This is a genomic window from Paenibacillus sp. SAFN-054, from assembly GCF_051966755.1.
Taxonomy (GTDB): domain Bacteria; phylum Bacillota; class Bacilli; order Paenibacillales; family Paenibacillaceae; genus Paenibacillus_AQ.
Genome location: NZ_JBQCKS010000001.1, coordinates 443965 through 464085, shown reverse-complemented (window position 1 = coordinate 464085; position 20121 = coordinate 443965). Strand labels below are relative to the sequence as shown.

Here is a 20121-nt window from a genome sequence, read left to right as displayed (position 1 = left end):
TCCTACGCTCTGACCGGCGTTGCCGCCGACATTTGGAATCCGATGGACACAAGCTCCGCGCAGCTTCCCGGAAGCATCATCAAGGCTCCGGGAGCGAGCAGGTAATCGGCTTCTGCCAGCATCTCGCGATAGCTCTCCGGCAGCGGCGAGGACATGTTCCGCAGCTTGGATGCATGCTCGTCCTGCAGCTCAGTTTCCGGAAGTATCCCTTTCCATCGCCGCGGCTGTGGAATAGGCTGGTCAAGCATTCGATCGGAAATGAAAATATTCTCGACAAGCACGTTTCCATCCGGCACGCTCATACTCATAATGCGCCTAGCGATCGGCTCCGGATCGTCACCGGTTGCCACCCCGTCCGTCATATGGCAGACGAGCGGCGCCGGACAATCCTGCATGTGCGGTATCTCGGACTGGAGAATCCGTTCGGCTTGTCTGAAGGCTTTGGCCGAATCTGAGAATCTCTTGGGCGTCAGATCCGGCAGGGAGCCGACGGCAGCGATTTCGTCGATGCCCTTGATACCGTTCAAGAGGTCATAGACATCATCGCTGTAGGCCAAAATAGCTATCCGGTAACGAGGTGTAAGCCGGTTCCCCTTCGTGGAGCGAAATACCATTTGGCGTATGGCGAGTGATAAGGCTTCATAAACGACGTCGATCCGGCGCTTGTCATCCATCAGCATATTCATCGACGCACTGATGTCAATCAAATAGATAATAAGCGCGGGCGTGCGCTGGGAAGCCTGAATGGTATAATTCATCTTTTGATATAACTCCCCTTTGTGTATGATGAGTCGTGGCTAGATGTTAGGCAGCAGATAGTTTTTGTTGGCGAGAAACTTGTAAATGCCGTTCGCGCGTGTACTTGTTTTCCCTACCGTTCTGAAATATCTCGCATCCTGCTCATACAGGTTCGCAAAGCTTCTGGCGTATTCTCTGGCTTTCGCCACGTTGCCGCCCTTCTGAGCATTATACGCCTGGTTATAGTAAGCGATCAGGGAAACGACCTGCTTAGAGCGCTTTTGCTGGAGCGCTCTGGCCCTTGCTGCCGCCTCCTTGCGGGCCGCTTCCTCCTTGGCCTGCTGTATTTTCAGCTGCTTCTGATACGCCTCATATTTGGCTTGCTTGTCGTACATGTCCTGCAGACGCTTGCGTTCGGCTTCCTTTTTCTGTTGGCTGAGCTTCTGCTGAGCCAGGTATGCCTCATATTTGGCCTGCTTGTCGTACTGTTCCTGCAGCTTTTGTTTTTCGGCGGTTTGCTTGGCCAGGGCGGCAGCTTCTTCTGCCTGCTTGCGTTTTTGCTCCTCCAGCGCCTTTTTCCGCTTCGCTTCCTCCTGCTGCTTCTGCTCAGCCAGCATCGCTTCCGCCCGCTGTTTCGCTTCCGCTTGCTGTTTCGCAAGGGCTTCGCTGGCAGCGGCTTCCTTTTGGCGATTCTCCGCCCGGTCGGCCAGGATTTGATTCACCGTAAACCCGGAGCCACCGATCAGAATAATCGCCGCGATGCCAATCGCCATCCATTTGCGGTTACGATAGATCGGCACCCTTCCTTTTTCCTCTGCCTGAGGCTTCGGATTCAGCTGATCCTCCAGCCCCTGAATAGCGGCTTCAAGCTCAACCTGCATCGGCGAACCGGCAGGCACAAAATGATGCGCGGAGCGGTAAACTTCAAGCGCTCCTTTGAGATCCCCCTTCTGCTCCATCTCCCGGGCTTGGTTGAACAGACGGTTGACGACACCGCTGTCCGGCCCTTGAACTTTCCCGTTCATTTCCGGTGAAGGTGCAGGGAATGGGGGCTCTGCCTTTGAGGCCGATGATACCGCCGCAGCCACCTCAGCAGCTGCTTGCGGAGCCGCAGGCAACATGTCCTCTTCACCAGTCGGATCCGCTGCGATTTCAAATTCCCGCTGCATCAACTGTTCTTCATTAATGGAAGACAACGTAACGAGCCATTCTCCAAAGGTTGGGCAGCTGCTTACATCCTGGCTTTCCCAGGCACGTCCGAACAAATCAGCAACCTTGGCTCCCCAGTTCTGACTGAGCGACTTTTTCAGCACGAAATACCGTTCGCAAGGATTCTGCATTTCATGCTGGTCGAAGTAGCTTTCTCCCCAGGCTTTACCCACGACCTGCGGATCGCACCATCCAAGCATTTCCGCAAGAATGATGGCACCGGCGAAGCGGTCGGCATACGCGCTCCAGAGACCACTCTGTACTGTCCGGTGGGCCGCATATCCCGGCGAGCCCGTCAGCAGCACGTCCGGGCGGTCCATTTTCGGGCTGTACATCTGCTCCACATCTACTAGCTCGACGGCCGAGCTTTTTTCCGGTAGATCGACTTCAGAAAAAAACGGAAGCATCACGTTTGGAGCGGACAAATCACAGTGGGCGAGGCCGCGCTGCTCCATTCCGGAACCGATGCTGGCAAGCGCCTTTGCGAGCGAGAGACTCTCCGTGCGTTTGAGCTGCCGCTGGTCTGCGATGACATCAAACCAGGTTAATCCGTAGACCCAAGGCATCAACACTGCATACAGCAGGTCCGGATGTTCGGCTATGATTTCTCCGTTTCTTTCGGGAGTGAGCACGTCTCGATTGCAGACCTGCAAGCCCGGGCTTTCACTGTAAATCTCCATTGTTTCCGACTGATAAACCATCGCCGGAATACGAAATTTAGGAAAAAAGACCTTTAAAGCCTTCGCCTCTTGCGGCCCGCCTTCGACGGGAATGAGCTGATAGACAATTCCCTGCCTCCCAGCTTGGGCATAGGCCAAACCGGGTGCGGCCGGATGCTGGCCTACCGTATACGCTTTTCCGTTGATGTGAATCGTTTCCCCCGGATTAGGCTGAAAAGACATAGACATCCCCTCTCTTTATCCAAAAACAAAATCGACTGCAAGAAAACCGGGAGTCCATGAACACCCGGTTTCTTCGCATATATTTAGGATTCTTCGGATCCCGATATACTCTGTTCCTATGAAAATACACCTTAACGGGATTCGTCGACGGTGCGGAATTTCTGAGCAATGGCGGTCAGCTCTTGGCTGATGCTGTTCAAAATTTGAACGAATGATTGCATTTGCTTGCCTGCTTCCTGGAACTCTTGGAAGAAACGCTGTTTGGTCATACCTTCCCATTGTCCTTCCATGCCATGAATGGCCTGAGTCAAGCTGGAAACGATTTGTTGGCTTTGCTCACCGCTCTGCTTGAATTGATTCGCTACCTGATCGACCTGCTCGGGGGTAATTAAAATACGTCCTGCCATAATGTGCCTCCTTCAGTGTTCGGTTGAATTCTATTCTTTTCTTCAAGACTATACTGTAAATTGTCAGATTCTTCAAAAGTCGCTAGTCCTGATTCTTTATACCCGGATGTTATCCGATTGAAACATTTTCCAGAAGTCTCTGAAATCTTTCTTCCTCATCATTGGAAAATCCGGTGAACTCGATCTTGTCGATATCCTCATGATTGAACAAAAAAGTATAGTTGGGATCGATATATCCTTCCGGATAAACAACACCTAAATAATCATATAAGGTGCTGCTTTCCATTTGGATCTGCTTGCGCCCATAGATCATCAGCTTTTTTTGAGCGCCTTTGAGCAGAACTACCGATCCGAGCGGAAGCAAAGATTGCGTGTGTTCCCGTTCATCCATCGTTTGTTCAACCATCCTCTCTATTGACCATATGTACAAGTCTTGCTGGAGTCGCAGATCCTGCTAACCTCTTCTCTTCAGCAAAATATATTTATGCAAATTGCCGGCAAGCATCATATAGGCGAGCGCAAACAGCAGAAGCAGCATGATAATCAGCATCATTTTCATGCTGTACCCCCCGAATGTCTTGATCAGAATGCTTCCGATCAGAACACCTGCGCCCGAGCATGCCAGAATCAAGCCTTGGGATTTTCTCAGGCCCTTTTCTTCTCCAGTAAACGAATCTTGATTCTCGCGGAAATAGTAACCGCTATATAACAGTTTCATATGAATGACATACATCAGGCCGAATACGATGACATACCCTGCTCCGGTGAGGATCAGGAACCAAGGAGATGTCATGCCAAGCGTCGCATAAGCCAATTTATTCGCGGCAGCCGTAAAAGCTGCAGAACCCAATATGCCGAGTACGCCGAGAAAAAACAAATGGAATGTCTGCATCTTGCGGGGCGAAACCAGGATCATGAGCCCCAAAACATCAAGGACAACAAGCGGAACAAGCAGTATCCAAGCCCATATCGGAACAAAGGGATCGGCAAAGGCCAAAACGAGTAGCAGCAAATTGGGAAGCAGCAGCAGGCTGATGCTCTGGGATCGTATGATACGGAGCGGATATACTCCGCCAAAATCATCAATGGCACCTTGCTTGTGCTGTGGAACACTGCTGTTCAACGATCCCTCACCCCTTTGTTCATCTTCAGCCAAATAGCTTGCCCAGGCTGCCGAGCCTATCCTTCACCTGATCAGCAATCTCGCTCGCACCGCGGGATACCGCTTTGACCGAATCCGAAACGGCTTCATAGGTTTCCGTGGCCGCATGCCCGATCCCTTCCGCAGCTGCCTTCACGCCCTCTACGGTTCCATCGATGGCAGCATCAACGCCATCCACCGCATAGGTTTTGAGTGATTTGCCGTTAATCTCAATATCCGTAACCGCAGAAATCACGACACCGGAAGCAAGTCCGACAACCGCTCCGACCGCCGTACCTGCCACGGGAACCGCGGATCCGACGGCGGCTCCGATGGCAGCGCTGCTGGCCATCGTCCCAAGGCCAAGTCCTCCGTTGACGATGACGCTGGCCGCCGCGCGGGTCGCGCCGCCGCGCTCATAGTCCTGAAATCCCGAAACGCCTGTATCAAACAGAAGACCCGCGTAACCCAGTTTCCCACCGATTCCTTTGATCGACAAGGATTCCTTTGCAGCGATCTTGGGATCGACAAATTTCCACACCTGGGGATTCTTCGCTGCGTTATTCAGCGTATACCGCGTTCCGCGGATGCCTTCGTTCAACGCAAACGGTGAACGCGCTCCTTTGATTGTTGCAACAGAACCGTTATTTCGCATGTTAACGTTAAAGCCGCTTTTCACCATCGTTCCTAACATGAGAGCGCCATAGCCCATTGTGGCCCAGCCTGCCGGTGTCGGTCCCTGGTATCCCCAGCCGACATCGATCCCTTCATCGTTTTCGTTCTGCCCTTTTACGGCCATAACTGCGGAAGAAGGATTGGAAATCGGCACACTGCGTCCGCCGTAGCCTGGCAGAATCGAGGCTGCGCCCTGCATGCCCGCTGCCCTAAAGCTGGCCACCGGAGAACTGTACAAGGCTGCGCTCCCCAAAATGGAGTGCTGCTGCTGGTCTGCGGTTTGAAACTGCCCCGCCTTCTTGAGGACGTTTCTTCCCATTTCGCTGAGGAGGGCGTAAATCTGCTCTCCTTGCTGATTCGCTGCCTGCCACTGATTCAAGAGAGATTCACGGATAGAAGTTTCCCATATTAACGATCCTAAAGCCTGATTTAAAGAAGCAGTAATTTGGCGGATTTGCTCGCCGCTCTGCTCCAGCTGACGACTTAATGCCCGGAGTGCCTCCGGTTCAACAGAAATACGCACGGATCATCACCTTCCATCTGATTCTGCGGACTGCTTCAGCCATAGAAGCAGCATCTCTTGAAATTGTTGTTTACTGGCCGGACTGGCCATGAGCCAGTCCTGATCGCCGCTCATACTCATGCGGACAAGCCAGTTCATGGATTCATTCACGACGAATGCTGCATTTTGGGTCTCCCAATTGCTTCCGTTCCATGTGGATAAGTGCATTTCGCCTTCTGCCGTCCGGTATTTCAAACAGCGGGCCAGTGCAATCGAGCCTTCCATATCATTCGTCGCGACAGCGAGTTCATCGCTCAGTTCTTCGAGCGAAAGGGCAGACGCCCGGCTGTAGATGTCGCCGAATTTTTTCTTGGACAGCAGAAGGGCTGGCGTATCGGCCGGAGCATAGTCTTTCAGGTCCATTTCCTCGACCAGCTTGCCGCATGCTTCATCCACCGTGCCCAATTCATCCAGTTTATATTGGAAATCCTTTTCGGATTTACAGACTTGAACGACACGCTCATTGGTTGCGTGCAGGTAACCTTCAAAGGTTTCGTTGTTCTGCTTATACTTTAACCAGCAGGAGCGTTCAGCTAACCCTGCGATAGCCACCCGTGAGAAGACCTTGGGAGGCATGGCCAGCTCGACGCCGTTGTCCTCCTCCTCTATAAGGTAACCCTTTTCCAGAAGAGACGCTTTCGCGATATCCCATTCCTCCGCGATTTCCTCCGCCAGATATCCTTGAAACGGGTCCTCGATCCCCAATAGGCGATCCGAACCCAAAATTCCCGCCAGAAAAAAGAATTCCTTGTTATCCAGCGTGATTGTATCCTGTTTGGAAGCATGAATCGTCAACATTATGAGCCACCTCCCCTCAAACGACAACATGCCATCGGTCGCGAATTTCTGTGACCCAGTGATTGCTGTCCCATGGGTCGTTAAACGGAATTGCCGCTTTAACCCTGGCAAATTTCCGCTTAATGTAGTACCCTTGTCCCGGTGGAAGAATTTTCAAGCCGCCAGGAGCATGACCGGACTCCGAAAAAGGAATTCGAAAGAACGATAAATCATTAGGGTCTAAAGTCCCGAACAGAAATCCGCTTTGGCAAGATTTCACATCATTAAACCAATCCACCCCGAATGTCGGGAAATCGGCCGGAACGCCTGAGAGCAGTACGTGAACATTCCGGTCACGTCCCAGCCGCACAATCGATCCGAGCTGATCTTTTATCGTAAAGTCATTTAATTGTTTAGCTAAAATATCCGCATCGTCAATGACCAAAAGAATGGCAGGACCTTCATTCTCCTCGCTGCCGCGGCCCTGTACCTGCTCATATACCCGGCTGATCAGCATAGAGAGCTCTTCCTCGCGGGCTGCCGTGCCTTGCACGTGAGGGAGTTCCTTCATCTGCGATAGTCCACGGCTTCCGTAACGGGAATCTACCGTATACATATGCAGCTGCTCCGGAGAGTAATGATAGGCCAAGGACAGCATCCATGCAAGTAAAAACGATGTTTTTCCGCCTTCCATCGGACTTGCGACGATGAAATGGGGTCCTTCCCGCAGATCCAGCTCGAATGGCTCCAAATCATCTGTCAGCAGACCGACAGGCACCTTCAGGGAAGTTTTCCGATGATGCTCGGCATCAAAACCTGCCATGCACGGCATGAGGTCACGCAGGGCAATCCGTTCCGGCAGCTTCTCAATCTTCTGCACTTGTTCATGCGGATAATACCGAGCGATCAGCTGAATCTGGTTGCGGAGGCTGATTGAACGGCCGGCTTCGTCATCGCCGGCTGCCGGCAGCGCTGCCTGGAATTCAAGCGGAGGGATATGGCCCTTAACCAGGCCTCTTCCCGGAGGCATGCTACCCGGGTTTCTGGCCGGCCGGCCGACCGCATAATAATAATCCGCTGCGTCTGCAAGCTCAAATGTTGCCGCATGGGCTATATTGCTCCGCACCTTTTCGAATATATCCGAAATGCGGTTCGATGTAATTACAAACGTGATGCCTAGGTTACCGCCTTCGCGCATAATAAATTCAAGCATTTCATTCTCTTCCGGAAATGAATTCCGGAAATTCAGATAACCATCAATGACGACGAGGATTTGCGGAAGCTCGGCCGTTTGGGCTCTGCGGTACGCTACGGCTGTCTTTACCCCGGCTTCGGCGAACAATTCCTTGCGCCGGGATACTGTCTTAACCAGGAAGCGGAACAGCCGTTTGATCCGGTCATCCTCTTCGGCCATCATGACTCCGCCGATCTGAGGAAGCCCTGCAAAGTCGCGCATCATGCGGCCCATGTCCACGATGTAGCCGTTCCAGGCCTGCGGCGAGAAACGGCTCGCCAAAGACATCAGCAGCGTCTGCACGAACGTTGTTTTACCAAGTCCCGGCATGCCGTATACCGCCCAGTGACCCTGCTGAACCGAGATCTGGAGCGGTCTTTGACTCTGGTTCGGCAGATCGTCAATAATCCCCACCGTGCCCACAAGCTCTTGCGTATCCATACCGGCTATGCCTGTCAATTCCTCCAGCTCGAGCCGCTCCGGAAGCGGAGGCAGCCAAGGTCCTTGCAGCCGCGGGATGCCTGCTGCTTCAGCGGCTTCAGCCAGCTTGTCAATAAACACCTGAAGCTGCTTCGGCGGCTGCTCCATCTGCAAATTCGCAGCCGACATGCTGGTGGTCAGCAAATTCTCGCGTTTTCCGTTCAACGCGATTTCGGTCGGTACGATCCGGCCCGGGGAATCCGTTTGCTCCACATAAGGAGCTCCGCTCCAGGCAAACTGCATCTCCTCGAAAATTTCGTCGCTGCCTACCTGCAAGTATCCGCGTCCCGGCTTGTTGATCCAGGCCGCATTCGGAATTTTGAGCATATCCCGGCTGTCTCCCTCATCCTGCACGCGCAGGCAGATGCGGAACCTTGCGTTACTCCATATTTTATCGTCAACAACGCCAGCCGGTTTCTGAGTCGCAAGAATCAAATGAACCCCCAGCGTACGGCCTATGGCCGCAATGCTGATCAATTCATCCATGAACTCGGGCTGGTCTTTTTTGAGCTGTGCAAATTCATCGATAATGATGACCAGATGCGGAAGCGGCTCTCCGCCATCACGGCGGAGAAGCTTATAATATTCGTCAATATGCTGCAAATTGCCTGCATCATTGAGAAGCTTTTGGCGTCTGACCAGCTCCGCCTTGAGCGAAACCTTGGCTCTCTCCATCAAGCTGCTGCTTAAGTTCGTAATGGTCCCCACGACATGCGGCAGATCAATGAACGTATTCGACATGCCGCCGCCCTTGTAATCGATCAGCATGAATGCCAGGTCATGAGGATGGAATTCCGCGGACAGGGAGGCCACGATCGACTGAATGACCTCACTCTTTCCTGACCCGGTTGTTCCCGCGATAAGGCCATGCGGGCCATGACCCGCTCGTTCTATTTTATCATGAATATTCAAATTGATTTTTTTACCGCCGGCGCGCACACCGATCGGAACCGGCAAGCTGTCCGGGTAACGGTTGTTTCTCCAGCGCTGCTGCACATCCAAATCAGAGACGGTTTTCATGTTCATCATCTCGAATAGAGACAGGACATCCGGAATATCTGAAGCCAGGGAGCGTTTGAGGCGAACAGGTGCCATGTAACGCGACAATGCTTCCGCTCTCTCCAAGGTAAGGATATCCGGCACAAAGCTCATCTGGTCGAATGTGCCATCCTCGCGTTTCAAAGAGAAGTGGCCTTCCTCCTGACTTACATCCACGATCAAATGACACTGCATCGGCAGCGTCTCTTTGCGGTCAGACAATATGATGGTGCAGGCGTCGACATTCCCCGGCTCCTCGAGCAGAAGCGGAAGCAGCGGCTCTTCCTCGATCAGCTGGCTGCTCGACAAAAGAACCAGTTGAATCGGCAGTTCGGCCGTTTTCTTTTTCTGCTCGTTCCGCGACGTTTTCCGCCGCATCAAACGCTGAAACAGCTCATCAGCAAGCTGATGGGCGCTGCTCCGGCGGTCCGACATATACCGCTGGCTCCGCTGTTCGTCCCATGTATGCGGAAGCCACCGCATCCAGTCCCAGTCCTCGGCGTCCTTCTCTTCATAAAAGGCGGCGAGCTTCACTTCATCGGGAGAATGTCTCACAGCCATCTGAGCGATCATGACGCGCAGTGAATTCATGACCGCCTCGCGGTCCCCCACGATGCCGATCACCTTCGCCTGGAACAGCGGCAGGGCGATTGGAGCGTTCGAGACCGTTTCATATTCATCCGCAAGCTCCTGCGCCGCTTCAAGCAGCGGATCCTTTACATAACCGTCCGGACGTGGCGTCTTGATCTTCATGTAAAAGGGAAGACTGCCCGTTCCGACACGCGTATGCAGGAAATCGTCATCTTCGAAGGAACGTTCCCAGAGTACGCTGCTGCGGTTTTTGACAACATGAAAACAGACATCAGGATCACCGTGAACTTCAAAAAGCACGTTCACCTGTTCCTTATGCCCTAGAATGAATTCTTCCTTATGTTTATCCAATTCCGCATGATAAAGCCGAACCCGCTCCTTCAGCTGCTCCTTATACTTTTTCTTGTTGCCGAGGTAGACAAAGAAGGGAATGGTATACGAAGTAAGCATCATCATGACCGAAACCATCTGAAACATGATATAGTTGTTGTTGCCCATTTTGCCTGACAAGTTCATGTATATAAAAAACCCGATGCTGAATAACGTCATGACCGCCGGCAGCAGAATGGAAATCAGCGAAAATGACGGCTTGCTCGGTTCGTTCTGCGGCCTCAAAATCTCGATGTTCTCTTCTTTCAGCGTCGGCTTAATCCTTGGCGAGCGTTGATACAACACATTCACGATGCGTCAGCTCCTCCTTTAGCTTCCAAACGGTTCTATGTATTTTGTACGTGTTTTTTTGCCCAAAGTTGTTCTTTTAATCGCCCATTACCCCGTTTGACCCATCTTGAAACAGGCTTCTTTTCCCATACACCGGCGCCTCTTCTTCCGTGGTGGAAAAAGCACGCTGCAGCCTGATCCAGCAGCCCTCCCGTATGCCTGCTTCAGCGATATCCTGCGAATCGCGAACCGTAAACCAGAGGCCATCCGGAAATTTACCTTCCAATATATATTGCTGGCCTGCCCGCGGTGCTTCCCCGTAAACACGCATGCCAAGCATTTCTTTTAATTGAATGACTGGATAGTCGTCCGGCACATCAATATCGAACCAATCTCTCTCCTGGCGGCTTTTCAACACAGTCAGAATCAATATTCTACACCTCTCATCCCCTGCAAATCTATGATTCATAAGATAGAATTACTTCTATGATAATGTAACACTCGTGCATAAACATGTCAATTTGTGACAAATTAACTAGTTTAAATCATTCAAATTTGAAATAAAATAGGCGCAGAGAATCATTTCCATTTATTTTTTGTTCCTAATAGTGATAAAATAACCTTTTTCAAGTAAACTCTAAACGATACTTTCACTTTACCATTTTTCATCTTCATTGTAGGTTAATTTCTATGAATCTGTGAAAATTGTGTGCAATTTAAGTATTTATAAGCTTTTTTTAAGGTATTTTTAATAATCGGAGTTTACAATGCTACTATGGAATAACACGAATGAGGTGATTTTTCTATGAGAATGTTAATTAGCTTCCAAAACCAGCTGGTCCCAGTCTATTTCACTACCGAAAACAAACAATCTGTCCAAAAAATAATGAAGCTGCTAAGCGGCACCTTAGAAAATAAGATTCAGTATGGTAAAAGAGCGTTAAAGAAATGCCTGAATTCCTTAATCAGCATCGAAATCGAAGGCTCTGAAGCCATTTTGCACAGCAAAAGTGAAAATGACACGCTGGCACTGTCCCTCTACTAAGAGGGGCTTTTTTTTGCACAAAAAAGGAGCCTGTCAAGCAGGCTCCCAAAAAGATTCATTTCTGCATCGCTTTATTTGAAGGAATACCATTCCACTTTGTTTTGTGCTTTCTGAATTCGGATTTTGAACAGCTGCAGCAAACTGGATCGGGTATGCTCTTCCGGGCAGGAGTCCAGTTTTCTCAATATAAACCGATCAATGGACATATCAATCCTCTCCCTTAAGATTCATTCAGGAACTTTTTTCCTGTTTTAGATATTTACCCGCAAACCTGTTTTTTAATCACCCGCCGGTTAACGATGCAGCACCTGCTCCGCTTCCCGCGTCAGCAGCATCATCAGAATATAGATGACCACCATCGCGATCAGCAATAAAGCGCCCAAGACAATACCCAGAAAAGGAAGCAACGGGGCGAACAGCACGACGATAAACGCAGCAATCACAACGGAGAAATACCATCTCCAACGCTGGATCGCTTTGTTCTGGAATGCATGAAACCCTTTGCGGCCCGCCAGTTCACTGATCCCGTAGCACATATGAAAAACGATATACAGATTCAGGATGACCTCAACCAGCTGATACAGATAATTGAACAGCCATGCTCCGGGGGATGCCCATGTGATGACGAGCGATGCGACGGATAGGACGATCATGACGAGCGACATATTTTTCGCCAAGTGAAAATGCCGCGATTTGCTCTCCAGGTTCATGAACCCGAGAAAGAATAAAACATAGCCAATCACATCCGGCAACACATCGAAACCGTTAATCCGGATATCAATCAGGAACAGAAGTCCCCAAAACAAGTGTAAAAATCCCACTCCCTCCACCTCCCGCAAGCTTCCTACTATTATATATTGGTAGGGCAAGCCTAATTATAACTCCGCAGGAAAGCCTCTACATCCAATAAATGTAACTATTTATTGCATTGGTGAAACGACTTGATCATATGGATCATTCATCATGCATGCGGTTGTTCCAGAACGACGATTTGCGTCGTGCCGGTTCCTTCGCCGTCCGGTCCTTTCGGCTCACCTTCCGCTCGCTCCTCGCCTCCTTTTTCATTTGGAATTGAAGCTCGCGCTGCGTCTTGCGGTAATTCTGCAGCCTCTTCTCATCGAGTTCCCCAGACTCCAGTGCAGCCAGAACCGCGCAACCGGCTTCATTCCGATGCTGACAGTCCGCGAAACGGCACCCTTCGCCGATTGCCTCGATATCGGAAAATACCTGCTCCCAGCCGCCGCCGTCATCATCGTACAGCTGAAGCTCGCGCATTCCCGGCGTATCCACCAACAGCCCGCCCTGGGGCAGCAGGAACAGTTCGCGGTGAGTGGTCGTATGCCGTCCCCGGCTGTCGTCCTCTCGTATGCCTTGAGTCTTCTGCTCGATCGACTCCGCCAGCCAGTTCACGATCGTTGATTTGCCGCAGCCGGATGAGCCGGTTAACGCCACCGTCACGCCTTCTTTCAAGTAACCGATGACCGCTTCTTTTCCCTGATCCTCCATTGCACTCACCGCATGCACCGGTACGCCTGGGGCGATCAGCTCCATCTCTGCCGCCTTCACTTCGGGATCCCCGCATAAGTCGGCCTTGCTAAGCAAAATGATAGGAGTAACCCCGCTGTTCCAGGCCATAATGAGATAACGCTCCATTCTTCGCGGATTGTAATCGTCATTCAGCGACGTCACCAGGAACAGAATGTCGACATTGGACGCGATAATTTGTTCCTGTGCAGACTTGACGCCCGCCTTTTGCCTGGAAATGCAGGTTTGCCGGTCCAGAATGCCGTGAATGACGCATCGTTCCTCGCCATCCAGCCGTTGAAGCTCTACCCAGTCGCCTACAGCAGGATAGGTGCTTCCATTCAAGAGTGCATGCTTCATTTTGCCGGACATTTCGCCCCAAATCTCACCTTCCTCAGTGAACACCCGGTATTTCTGACCAAAATCGGCAAGAATCCGGCCTGGCCTGTGCAGGCTCCGTTCCTCCTTGCTCCATTCTTGTTCCCATCTTTCATTCCAACCGTATTTCATTAATTCGTTCAAATAAAAAGCCCCCTATAATCATTTCGATTTGTTTATATCCATAAAAAGAAATAAAGTACTGAGCATCAGCTTTATCTCATTTTTAGTAAAACCGTTAGAGATGTAACGTTGCTGTCTGCCTCCGTGCAGTAATCCTTTGTGAACGACAAAAACCCCGAAGCCAGAAGCTCCGGGGGGTTTACTTGCGCGGCACATGCGCAATAAAAAAGCCACGGAGACATTCAGTCTCCGCGGCATATCGAAAGAACACCTCATGCTGTGTTAGAACAGAGGAACCTTCTTGGGCCGTTGAAAGGAGACCGATACATGCAATAAGCGAACGACGGTGACAATTAATGTGTTGTTATTCATGTTTTATCGTCTCCTTTCCTGTCATATGCTGACATCATAACCAGTTTATTAAGCGCGTGTCAAGCCCTTTATTTCACGTTCTCCCAATTCGTCCACTGCTCACGTGGGTTCAGTTCATAAATTCCGTCTTCCCTGTACATGAACTGATGCATGATAAATTCCCGGCGAATCGTTGCAAAATCCTCGTGGAACTGTTTGATAAATTCATTGATTTCCTTTTCTGTATACTTGCGTCCCGGCTCCAGCTGCTCCACCACATGCTCCAAGGCAATCAGTTTTTTCTTATATTGGGCAGGAATCTGGCGCAAGCGCCCGTCCTTGGCAAAAAAATTGCGAAGAACCGCAGCTTTAACCTGCTCGTTCTCGGGTTCGATCATGTCCTTCCCTCCTTCCTTGAATATAAATTTCAGTGAAGCTTCTGCATGCTGCTGGATAAAATAGCGGTTCTGGGCAAAATATACCGTATTCTTGTCGCGCCGCTCCGTAATCAGTGCCGCTTCTCTAAGCTTCGCTGCGTGGTGGGTCACCGTCGGCTGAGAAATGTTCAATTTCTCAGCCAAAGTCTGGCCGTTCATTTCTCCTTCAGACAGCAGCAGCAAAATGCGGAGCCTCGTCGGATCTGCGAGTGCCTTGTGGTAATTCACGATCTTTTCAAGCTGCATATCATCACTTCCCGAATATAGAATAGGCTTCCGAAATCATAAAAGAAAAACTAATTTGATGTTTATCTAATTTGATGTTTGTTTAATTATATGATGATTGAATTCATATTGTCAATTCGCATTTCACATTTTTGTAAAGGTCCAATCCCGGGTGTGCGGCTGGTTTTTGTAAGTAAATTACGATACGATGGTAATTGAATTGTTTACAGTCAGAGGAGGAAGAAACGATGCAAGACGTCATCATTATCGGTGCGGGACCATGCGGATTGTCCGCCGCGATCGAATGCGAGCGCAGAGGGTTGTCCACCCGAATTATCGAGAAGTACAGCCTGGTGCATTCCATATTTTTATACCCCACCCACATGCAGTTTTTCAGCACAGCCGAGATGCTGGAGATCGGGGGCATCCCTTTCCCGACATCCAATGATAAACCATTCCGTTATGAGGCCCTTGCCTATTACCGGAAGGTTGCGGAGCATTATGGCCTGGCCATCTCGCAGTATGAAGAAGCCATGACGCTGGAGCGGAGACCCGATCAAACGTTTGTCGTAAAGACGGTTGACCGCAAAGGAAAGCATCATCAGTACGAAGCACGCCATGTCGTGATCTCTACCGGTTATTTTGATCATCCGAACTACATAGGAATTCCGGGAGAGGACCTTGAGAAAGTGACCCATTACTTCCGTGAAGCCCATCCATACAGCGGGATGAAGGTTGCAATTATCGGAGGGAGCAACTCTGCCGTCGATGCAGCCATGGAGCTGATCCGTGTCGGAGCTCAGATCGATATGATCTATCGCGGCGAAACGGTGTCTGAGAACATTAAGCCTTGGGTCCGTCCCGTATTCGAAGCGATGGTGACCAAAGGGAAAATCACCGTTCACGTGCAATCCCGCGTGACTGAAATTACTGAGGAGTCCGTCATCATCGAGAGCAAAAACGGGGAGACCAGCGAAATCGAAAATGACTTCGTGTTAGCCCTGACCGGCTTCCGTCCCGACCGCAAGCTGCTGTCCTCTTGCGGCGTTGAGCTGGATGGGGATATGGAAAAGCCGCTCTATAACCCGGAAACGATGGAAAGCAATGTACCGGGGTTGTACGTTGCAGGTGTCATCGCCTCCGGTCGCAATGCGAACGAAGTGTTCATCGAAACTGGGCGTAACCACGGCGTGCTGATTGCAGAGCACATCACTGCCGCCAAGTAAACGGCCTGTTCAAAGATATTAACCCGTTACCCGTCAAGACCGTCAACGAGGCATACTCCGGTGAGGTAAAGAATACGGCTTGAATAGAAAATACGCGTGTCAGCATAAATGAATGGCTTGGAGGCGAATCCGGATGGATGTGACGGCACTCATATTGCTGCTGCTGGCGGCGCTTGGCGTCATCAGCAGCAATGCGCCGATTACGATCGCAATGATCGTGCTGCTATTGCTGCGGGTACTGCATGCGGAACAGGTATTTCCGTGGCTGGAGAAATACGGCTTAACCCTCGGGATCGTCATTCTGACCATTGGGGTCATGACGCCGCTTGCCAGCGGTAAAATGAGCCTGCTAACCATCGGCGAGTCGTTCTTGAACTGGAAATCCCTGCTCGCAATTGCCGTCGGCATGCTCGTCGCTTATCTGGGCGGACGGGGGGCAACTCTGATGTCCATGAATCCGACGATTGTCGCCGGACTTCTGGTGGGTACCGTGCTCGGTGTCGCCTTATTCCGAGGCGTACCCGTTGGCCCCTTGATTGCGGCAGGCATTCTGTCGCTGTTGATCGGGCGAACCTGAACTTATTGGCATCACAAAGAGCCTTGGCTGCTTAGCCAAGGCTCTTTGTGATTTCTGCTCCTTTTCGAACCCCATCAGACTTCTAGGTGCTGCACATTAAACAACCTTGCGTAGCTGCCGTCCAATGCCATCAGCTCGGCGTGTGTTCCCTGCTCGGTAATCGTCCCGTGCTCCATGACAACGATTTGATCCGCATGGGTAATGGTCGACAGCCGATGGGCAACGATTAATGTCGTGCGGTTCACCGTCAGCGACTGCAGTGCCTGCTGAATCAGATGCTCGGATTCCAGATCCAGCGCCGAGGTTGCCTCATCCAGGACCAGAATGTCGGGATTTTTCAAAAAGACGCGCGCGATGGCAATCCGCTGCTTTTGTCCGCCGGATAGCTTGACCCCTCTCTCTCCTACCTCGGTATCATAGCCTTGAGGCAGATTCATGATGAAATCATGGGCATTTGCCGCCAAGGCGGCTGCTTCAACCAACGAAGGGTCCGCACCCGGATTGCCCACAAGGATGTTGTCCTTCACGGAACCGCTGAAAAGGAAGTTATCCTGAAGCACCATGCCGACAGAGCCCCGAACGCTCTCCATCGTCAAATTGCGGACATCCTCCCCGTTGAGTCGCACGCTGCCCTGTTGAATATCGTAAAACCGCGGAATGAGGGAGATCAGGCTGGATTTCCCGCCGCCGCTCATGCCTACAAAAGCTACCGTTTGCCCTTGCTTAATCTCCAGGTTAACGTCTTTCAGAACCCAGTCCCCATGATCATTGTATTTGAACCAAACGCCGTCAAACGTAATATTTCGCGCAGGCGCCTGCAGTTTTTTGGCGTCAGGTGCATCCACGATATCGTATGGTTCATTCATCAGCTCCATGACCCGTTCCAGGGATGCCGAAGCCTGCGTAAGCACGGTCGATGAATTAATCAGCCTTTTCAGAGGGGCATAAAGCCTGTCCAAATAGCCGAAGAATGCCACGAACGTTCCCAGCGTCAAACTGTGATGAATCACGCGATAACCGCCGTAACCGATTACTAGTAGTGGGGCGATATCGGTCAGCGTGTTGATGATGGAGAAGGTAAGCGCGTTCCAGCGTGTAGCAGCTAGCGCTTTGTCCAGGAAGTTTTGGTTAATCCCCTTGAACTGCTGATGATCATGTTTCTCCAGTGTGAAGCTGCGAATGACCGATATGCCTTGAATCCGTTCGTGCAGGTATGCTTGAATGCCGGCCAGTGCCTGGGAGCGGTCTTTGGTCAGCTTCTTCAGTCTTTTGTAGAGCATGTTGACCGCAATCCCGTATAACGGCAAAATCGCGATTGACACCAGTGTCAGCACCGGATTAAGAAAGAACATCACTCCAAGCACGAACAGCAGCGTAAACATGTCCAGCCAAATGTTCATCATCCCGACTTCCACGATGTTCTTCGTCTGCTCCACGTCGTTGATGAAGCGTGAAATAGCTTCCCCGACCTTCGTATTCTGGTAATAGCGCATGGACAGACGCTGCAGATGGGCATACAGCTTGTTTCGCATGTCGAACAAGATCCGGCTTGTAATCAGCTGGGCGAAGTATTGTCTTAAATATTCGACCGGTCCACGAACGATGACGAACAGAATGAAGGCCCCTCCCAAAATCAGAAACAGCTGTGTCGCCTGCTCCTGAACGGTCATCTTCGGATTCATGAGGAGATCATCCACGACATATTTCAATATCATCGGTAGCGTCAGCGGAATGGCGAACTTCACCATCCCGATGATCAGCGTCAAGATAATCCACTTGGTATAAGGCTTTACGAATTGATAATAAGCTTTCCAGAGATTCAATGCCTTGCGACTCCCCTTTCTAAGTTGAACACGTGCCGCTCGCGGCATATTTCTATATTACCCGGGCCACCCGTAGGATCACCCGGTTGACATTTGCTTCTTACAATGATTAGATATTTTTAAGCTGCAGCACTCGTTCCATGGAACCAGAAGCGCTGTAACCAAAGACCCTGCCGCCGTGCAGGGACCTCAGGAGGCCCTAAATGTCAAGACAATTCGTTACGGAAGCGGTCATGCTGGCTATATACGGAGAACTGCTGCTGACTCCCGTGCCGGTCGAATATATGATACCGTACACCAGCCTGCTTGAGCTTTATGAGTTTTTGTCAAGCGATGAGCCTCTGATGAGCAATGATGAAGATGACAAGCATGTCAAAGCAAAAGTCAGGGAACTCGTCGATTACCTGGATGAGCCTCTGAACAAGAAAAAAATCCAAAAGGCATTGAACATGCCTTGGGCAAAAAGCCCTTATATTCTCATCGGCGAAAGCGCGCGCGTAACCGTGGTGAATGCCATGGATACCGCGCCATACGGGGAATTGTTTGATCCCGTCGAAACCGAGCTTCTCCTGGTTTCCCAGCGGGAGCAAACCCCGCTGTTGACTGACCAGCCGGAGCTGATCCACCGGATCATCGACGCCGCGGTGCCTGTCCAGGTATTCGACATTGACGACTTTCAGTTTGCCGTGGAAAGCGACCATTTTACTCATCATATATAAGCTCCGCGAACATGCACGGGAACATCTAAGCAGCCAAAAACTCCTTTCCTTTCGGAAAGGAGTTTTTGCGGCATGCACAGGCTGCTGTCAAGACGGGTCCTTCATCGTGTGAATTCCGTCCAGAAGCGCGATTGACAGCAGATCGATCGGCGGGCGGGGCTCACCGAAAAAACGCAGCGCCTTGTTAACATCCGCCTTAAAGTTGAGCTCGGTCTGAAGGCCCTTAGCCTCATAAAGCGCAATGATCAAAAATTCCTCGTCCCCGCCTCTCGACCTTTTAAATTCCGGGCCGGAAAACATGCTTAGCAGCGTCATATCCTTCGCCGTGAGCGCCGTTTCCTCCCACAATTCCCTGCGTGCCGCGTCTTCCAGCGATTCTCCGGGTGTCATCGAACCGAGGGGAAGCCCCCATTCCTCAGCCCCCGCCCGCTGCTGCAGCAGCACTTCTCCGGCTTTATTCTTGACGAGAATAGCTACATGTACGGTAATTTTGGACGTTTTCTTAATGTATTGGCGGAAATCACGGTCCAAATGAGACAAGCTTCTCCCTCCTTCCGCAAACCTTCATTTACAATTACCCGGCGTTCGAAGTCGTATTTTCCTGAACCTCTTCATAAATATATTCAATGTCGTCCTGGGATTCCAGGTAACGAACAACCAGGTTATAGCCTCTTAGATACCAGCCGTCCTGTTCCTCCATGAAAAATACGACGCCTTCGATCTCTTCCCGAAGCACCGGACGATCCGGTTCTTCCACCGATATTCCCAGCGAAAAACCTGGATGAAGTCCTCCTCCAGAGCTGTAACGTGGAAAGAAGCGAAGCGCACTGCCGCTTTGCAGCCCCAATTCCTTGATATACCATTTTGCCGCGTCTTGACTGATCCGAAGCATCATCCGACTTCATTCCCTTCCATCCATTTTAGTTCGGTATCCATGTTGCCTACATACAATATATCATAACATTAATGGATCAACTCCTAAAAATATAAATTGACATACTTGTGAGGCGGGTGATAAAATTCTCTGCATACGAGGTCCGAATTCAAATTATTACCATAAGAAAGGGTGAGCAACGTGTTCAATTTCTATCCTGATCATTTTAACCAAACGACAATTGAATATGGGTGCAGCCCTGCTGGTGGAACTGACTTTTGAAGCCTGGAAACAGGTTTCAAGGAGCCATTGAACATTAACTATTCCTTCGGTCACGGTTGCCCTACGCATCAACCGTGCGCATGATATATGTTAGGATTGCAAGGCATATCGTCCGTATACGGG

The 20121-nt window shown here is 50.8% G+C and carries 19 protein-coding genes; 4 read left to right on the top strand and 15 right to left on the bottom strand.

The genetic code is table 11. The features are described 5' to 3' along the window. Window positions 1-2 precede the first annotated feature (2 nt). From ACTHPM_RS02160 to ACTHPM_RS02120, 9 genes are all read right to left on the bottom strand, one after another. Complete coding sequence (locus ACTHPM_RS02160) at window positions 3-758, bottom strand: vWA domain-containing protein (RefSeq protein ID WP_440393539.1); 756 nt, start codon at window positions 756-758, stop codon at window positions 3-5. A 39-nt stretch (window positions 759-797) separates the two neighbouring features. Next, a complete protein-coding gene (locus ACTHPM_RS02155) occupies window positions 798-2849 on the bottom strand; it encodes a hypothetical protein (protein WP_440393538.1) in 2052 nt (683 codons plus the stop codon). A gap of 131 nt (window positions 2850-2980) precedes the next feature. Next, entirely contained in the window at window positions 2981-3256 is a 276-nt protein-coding gene (locus ACTHPM_RS02150; RefSeq protein ID WP_440393537.1) for a WXG100 family type VII secretion target, read from the bottom strand. Window positions 3257-3365: 109 nt separating this feature from the next. Then, window positions 3366-3647: a DUF4176 domain-containing protein gene (locus ACTHPM_RS02145; protein WP_440393536.1), complete on the bottom strand. Its 282-nt coding sequence runs from the start codon at window positions 3645-3647 to the stop codon at window positions 3366-3368. Window positions 3648-3710: 63 nt separating this feature from the next. Then, on the bottom strand, window positions 3711-4379 hold the full coding sequence (locus ACTHPM_RS02140; protein WP_440393535.1) for a hypothetical protein: 669 nt from the start codon (window positions 4377-4379) through the stop codon (window positions 3711-3713). Window positions 4380-4404: 25 nt separating this feature from the next. Further along, the gene (locus tag ACTHPM_RS02135; RefSeq protein WP_440393534.1) at window positions 4405-5595 is read right to left on the bottom strand and encodes a WXG100 family type VII secretion target; all 1191 of its coding nucleotides are present in this window, start codon (window positions 5593-5595) and stop codon (window positions 4405-4407) included. Window positions 5596-5601: 6 nt separating this feature from the next. Next, complete coding sequence (locus ACTHPM_RS02130) at window positions 5602-6432, bottom strand: hypothetical protein (RefSeq protein WP_440393533.1); 831 nt, start codon at window positions 6430-6432, stop codon at window positions 5602-5604. 16 nt (window positions 6433-6448) lie between these two features. After that, a complete protein-coding gene (essC, locus tag ACTHPM_RS02125; protein ID WP_440393532.1) occupies window positions 6449-10435 on the bottom strand; it encodes a type VII secretion protein EssC in 3987 nt (1328 codons plus the stop codon). 76 nt (window positions 10436-10511) lie between these two features. Continuing rightward, window positions 10512-10844 (bottom strand): hypothetical protein, encoded by a 333-nt coding sequence (locus ACTHPM_RS02120; RefSeq protein ID WP_440393531.1) that lies wholly within the window; start codon window positions 10842-10844, stop codon window positions 10512-10514. 375 nt (window positions 10845-11219) lie between these two features. Between ACTHPM_RS02120 and ACTHPM_RS02115 the strand changes: the two genes are divergently transcribed. Next, window positions 11220-11459 (top strand): hypothetical protein, encoded by a 240-nt coding sequence (locus ACTHPM_RS02115; protein WP_440393530.1) that lies wholly within the window; start codon window positions 11220-11222, stop codon window positions 11457-11459. A gap of 293 nt (window positions 11460-11752) precedes the next feature. Here ACTHPM_RS02115 and ACTHPM_RS02110 read toward each other — a convergent pair whose 3' ends face one another. The 3 genes from ACTHPM_RS02110 to ACTHPM_RS02100 all read right to left on the bottom strand — a co-directional run bounded on the left by ACTHPM_RS02110 (window position 11753) and on the right by ACTHPM_RS02100 (window position 14518). Continuing rightward, window positions 11753-12280 (bottom strand): hypothetical protein, encoded by a 528-nt coding sequence (locus ACTHPM_RS02110; protein WP_440393529.1) that lies wholly within the window; start codon window positions 12278-12280, stop codon window positions 11753-11755. Between the two features lie 133 nt (window positions 12281-12413). Continuing rightward, window positions 12414-13493 (bottom strand): ribosome small subunit-dependent GTPase A, encoded by a 1080-nt coding sequence (rsgA, locus tag ACTHPM_RS02105; RefSeq protein ID WP_440395324.1) that lies wholly within the window; start codon window positions 13491-13493, stop codon window positions 12414-12416. A gap of 431 nt (window positions 13494-13924) precedes the next feature. After that, window positions 13925-14518 (bottom strand): metalloregulator ArsR/SmtB family transcription factor, encoded by a 594-nt coding sequence (locus ACTHPM_RS02100; RefSeq protein WP_440393528.1) that lies wholly within the window; start codon window positions 14516-14518, stop codon window positions 13925-13927. Window positions 14519-14745: 227 nt separating this feature from the next. Here ACTHPM_RS02100 and ACTHPM_RS02095 point away from each other — a divergent pair, with 227 nt between their 5' ends. Together ACTHPM_RS02095 and ACTHPM_RS02090 are read left to right on the top strand one after the other, a co-directional pair. Then, entirely contained in the window at window positions 14746-15723 is a 978-nt protein-coding gene (locus ACTHPM_RS02095) for a YpdA family putative bacillithiol disulfide reductase (protein WP_440393527.1), read from the top strand. Window positions 15724-15856: 133 nt separating this feature from the next. Then, the gene (locus ACTHPM_RS02090) at window positions 15857-16300 is read left to right on the top strand and encodes a DUF441 domain-containing protein (protein ID WP_440393526.1); all 444 of its coding nucleotides are present in this window, start codon (window positions 15857-15859) and stop codon (window positions 16298-16300) included. A gap of 74 nt (window positions 16301-16374) precedes the next feature. On the opposite strand, the gene ACTHPM_RS02085 is transcribed toward ACTHPM_RS02090, so the two are convergent. Continuing rightward, window positions 16375-18123: an ABC transporter ATP-binding protein gene (locus ACTHPM_RS02085; protein ID WP_440393525.1), complete on the bottom strand. Its 1749-nt coding sequence runs from the start codon at window positions 18121-18123 to the stop codon at window positions 16375-16377. A gap of 203 nt (window positions 18124-18326) precedes the next feature. On the opposite strand from ACTHPM_RS02085, the gene ACTHPM_RS02080 reads away from it, so the two are divergent. After that, on the top strand, window positions 18327-18842 hold the full coding sequence (locus ACTHPM_RS02080) for an ADP-heptose synthase (RefSeq protein ID WP_440393524.1): 516 nt from the start codon (window positions 18327-18329) through the stop codon (window positions 18840-18842). Window positions 18843-18929: 87 nt separating this feature from the next. On the opposite strand, the gene ACTHPM_RS02075 is transcribed toward ACTHPM_RS02080, so the two are convergent. Then, window positions 18930-19382, bottom strand: coding sequence for an NUDIX domain-containing protein (locus ACTHPM_RS02075; RefSeq protein ID WP_440393523.1), 453 nt, complete (start codon window positions 19380-19382; stop codon window positions 18930-18932). A gap of 34 nt (window positions 19383-19416) precedes the next feature. Beyond that, on the bottom strand, window positions 19417-19737 hold the full coding sequence (locus ACTHPM_RS02070) for a HesB/YadR/YfhF family protein (RefSeq protein WP_440393522.1): 321 nt from the start codon (window positions 19735-19737) through the stop codon (window positions 19417-19419). Window positions 19738-20121: the final 384 nt, after the last annotated feature.

Coding starts and splice junctions, on each gene's coding strand:
- ACTHPM_RS02095 (WP_440393527.1), top strand. CDS start 14,746: ATGCAAGACGTCATCATTATCGGTGCGGGACCATGCGGATTGTCCGCC.
- ACTHPM_RS02100 (WP_440393528.1), bottom strand. CDS start 14,518: ATGCAGCTTGAAAAGATCGTGAATTACCACAAGGCACTCGCAGATCCG.
- ACTHPM_RS02150 (WP_440393537.1), bottom strand. CDS start 3,256: ATGGCAGGACGTATTTTAATTACCCCCGAGCAGGTCGATCAGGTAGCG.
- ACTHPM_RS02070 (WP_440393522.1), bottom strand. CDS start 19,737: ATGATGCTTCGGATCAGTCAAGACGCGGCAAAATGGTATATCAAGGAA.
- rsgA (WP_440395324.1), bottom strand. CDS start 13,493: ATGAAATACGGTTGGAATGAAAGATGGGAACAAGAATGGAGCAAGGAG.
- ACTHPM_RS02130 (WP_440393533.1), bottom strand. CDS start 6,432: ATGTTGACGATTCATGCTTCCAAACAGGATACAATCACGCTGGATAAC.
- ACTHPM_RS02115 (WP_440393530.1), top strand. CDS start 11,220: ATGAGAATGTTAATTAGCTTCCAAAACCAGCTGGTCCCAGTCTATTTC.
- ACTHPM_RS02155 (WP_440393538.1), bottom strand. CDS start 2,849: ATGTCTTTTCAGCCTAATCCGGGGGAAACGATTCACATCAACGGAAAA.
- ACTHPM_RS02090 (WP_440393526.1), top strand. CDS start 15,857: ATGGATGTGACGGCACTCATATTGCTGCTGCTGGCGGCGCTTGGCGTC.
- ACTHPM_RS02145 (WP_440393536.1), bottom strand. CDS start 3,647: ATGGATGAACGGGAACACACGCAATCTTTGCTTCCGCTCGGATCGGTA.
- ACTHPM_RS02160 (WP_440393539.1), bottom strand. CDS start 758: ATGAATTATACCATTCAGGCTTCCCAGCGCACGCCCGCGCTTATTATC.
- ACTHPM_RS02080 (WP_440393524.1), top strand. CDS start 18,327: ATGTCAAGACAATTCGTTACGGAAGCGGTCATGCTGGCTATATACGGA.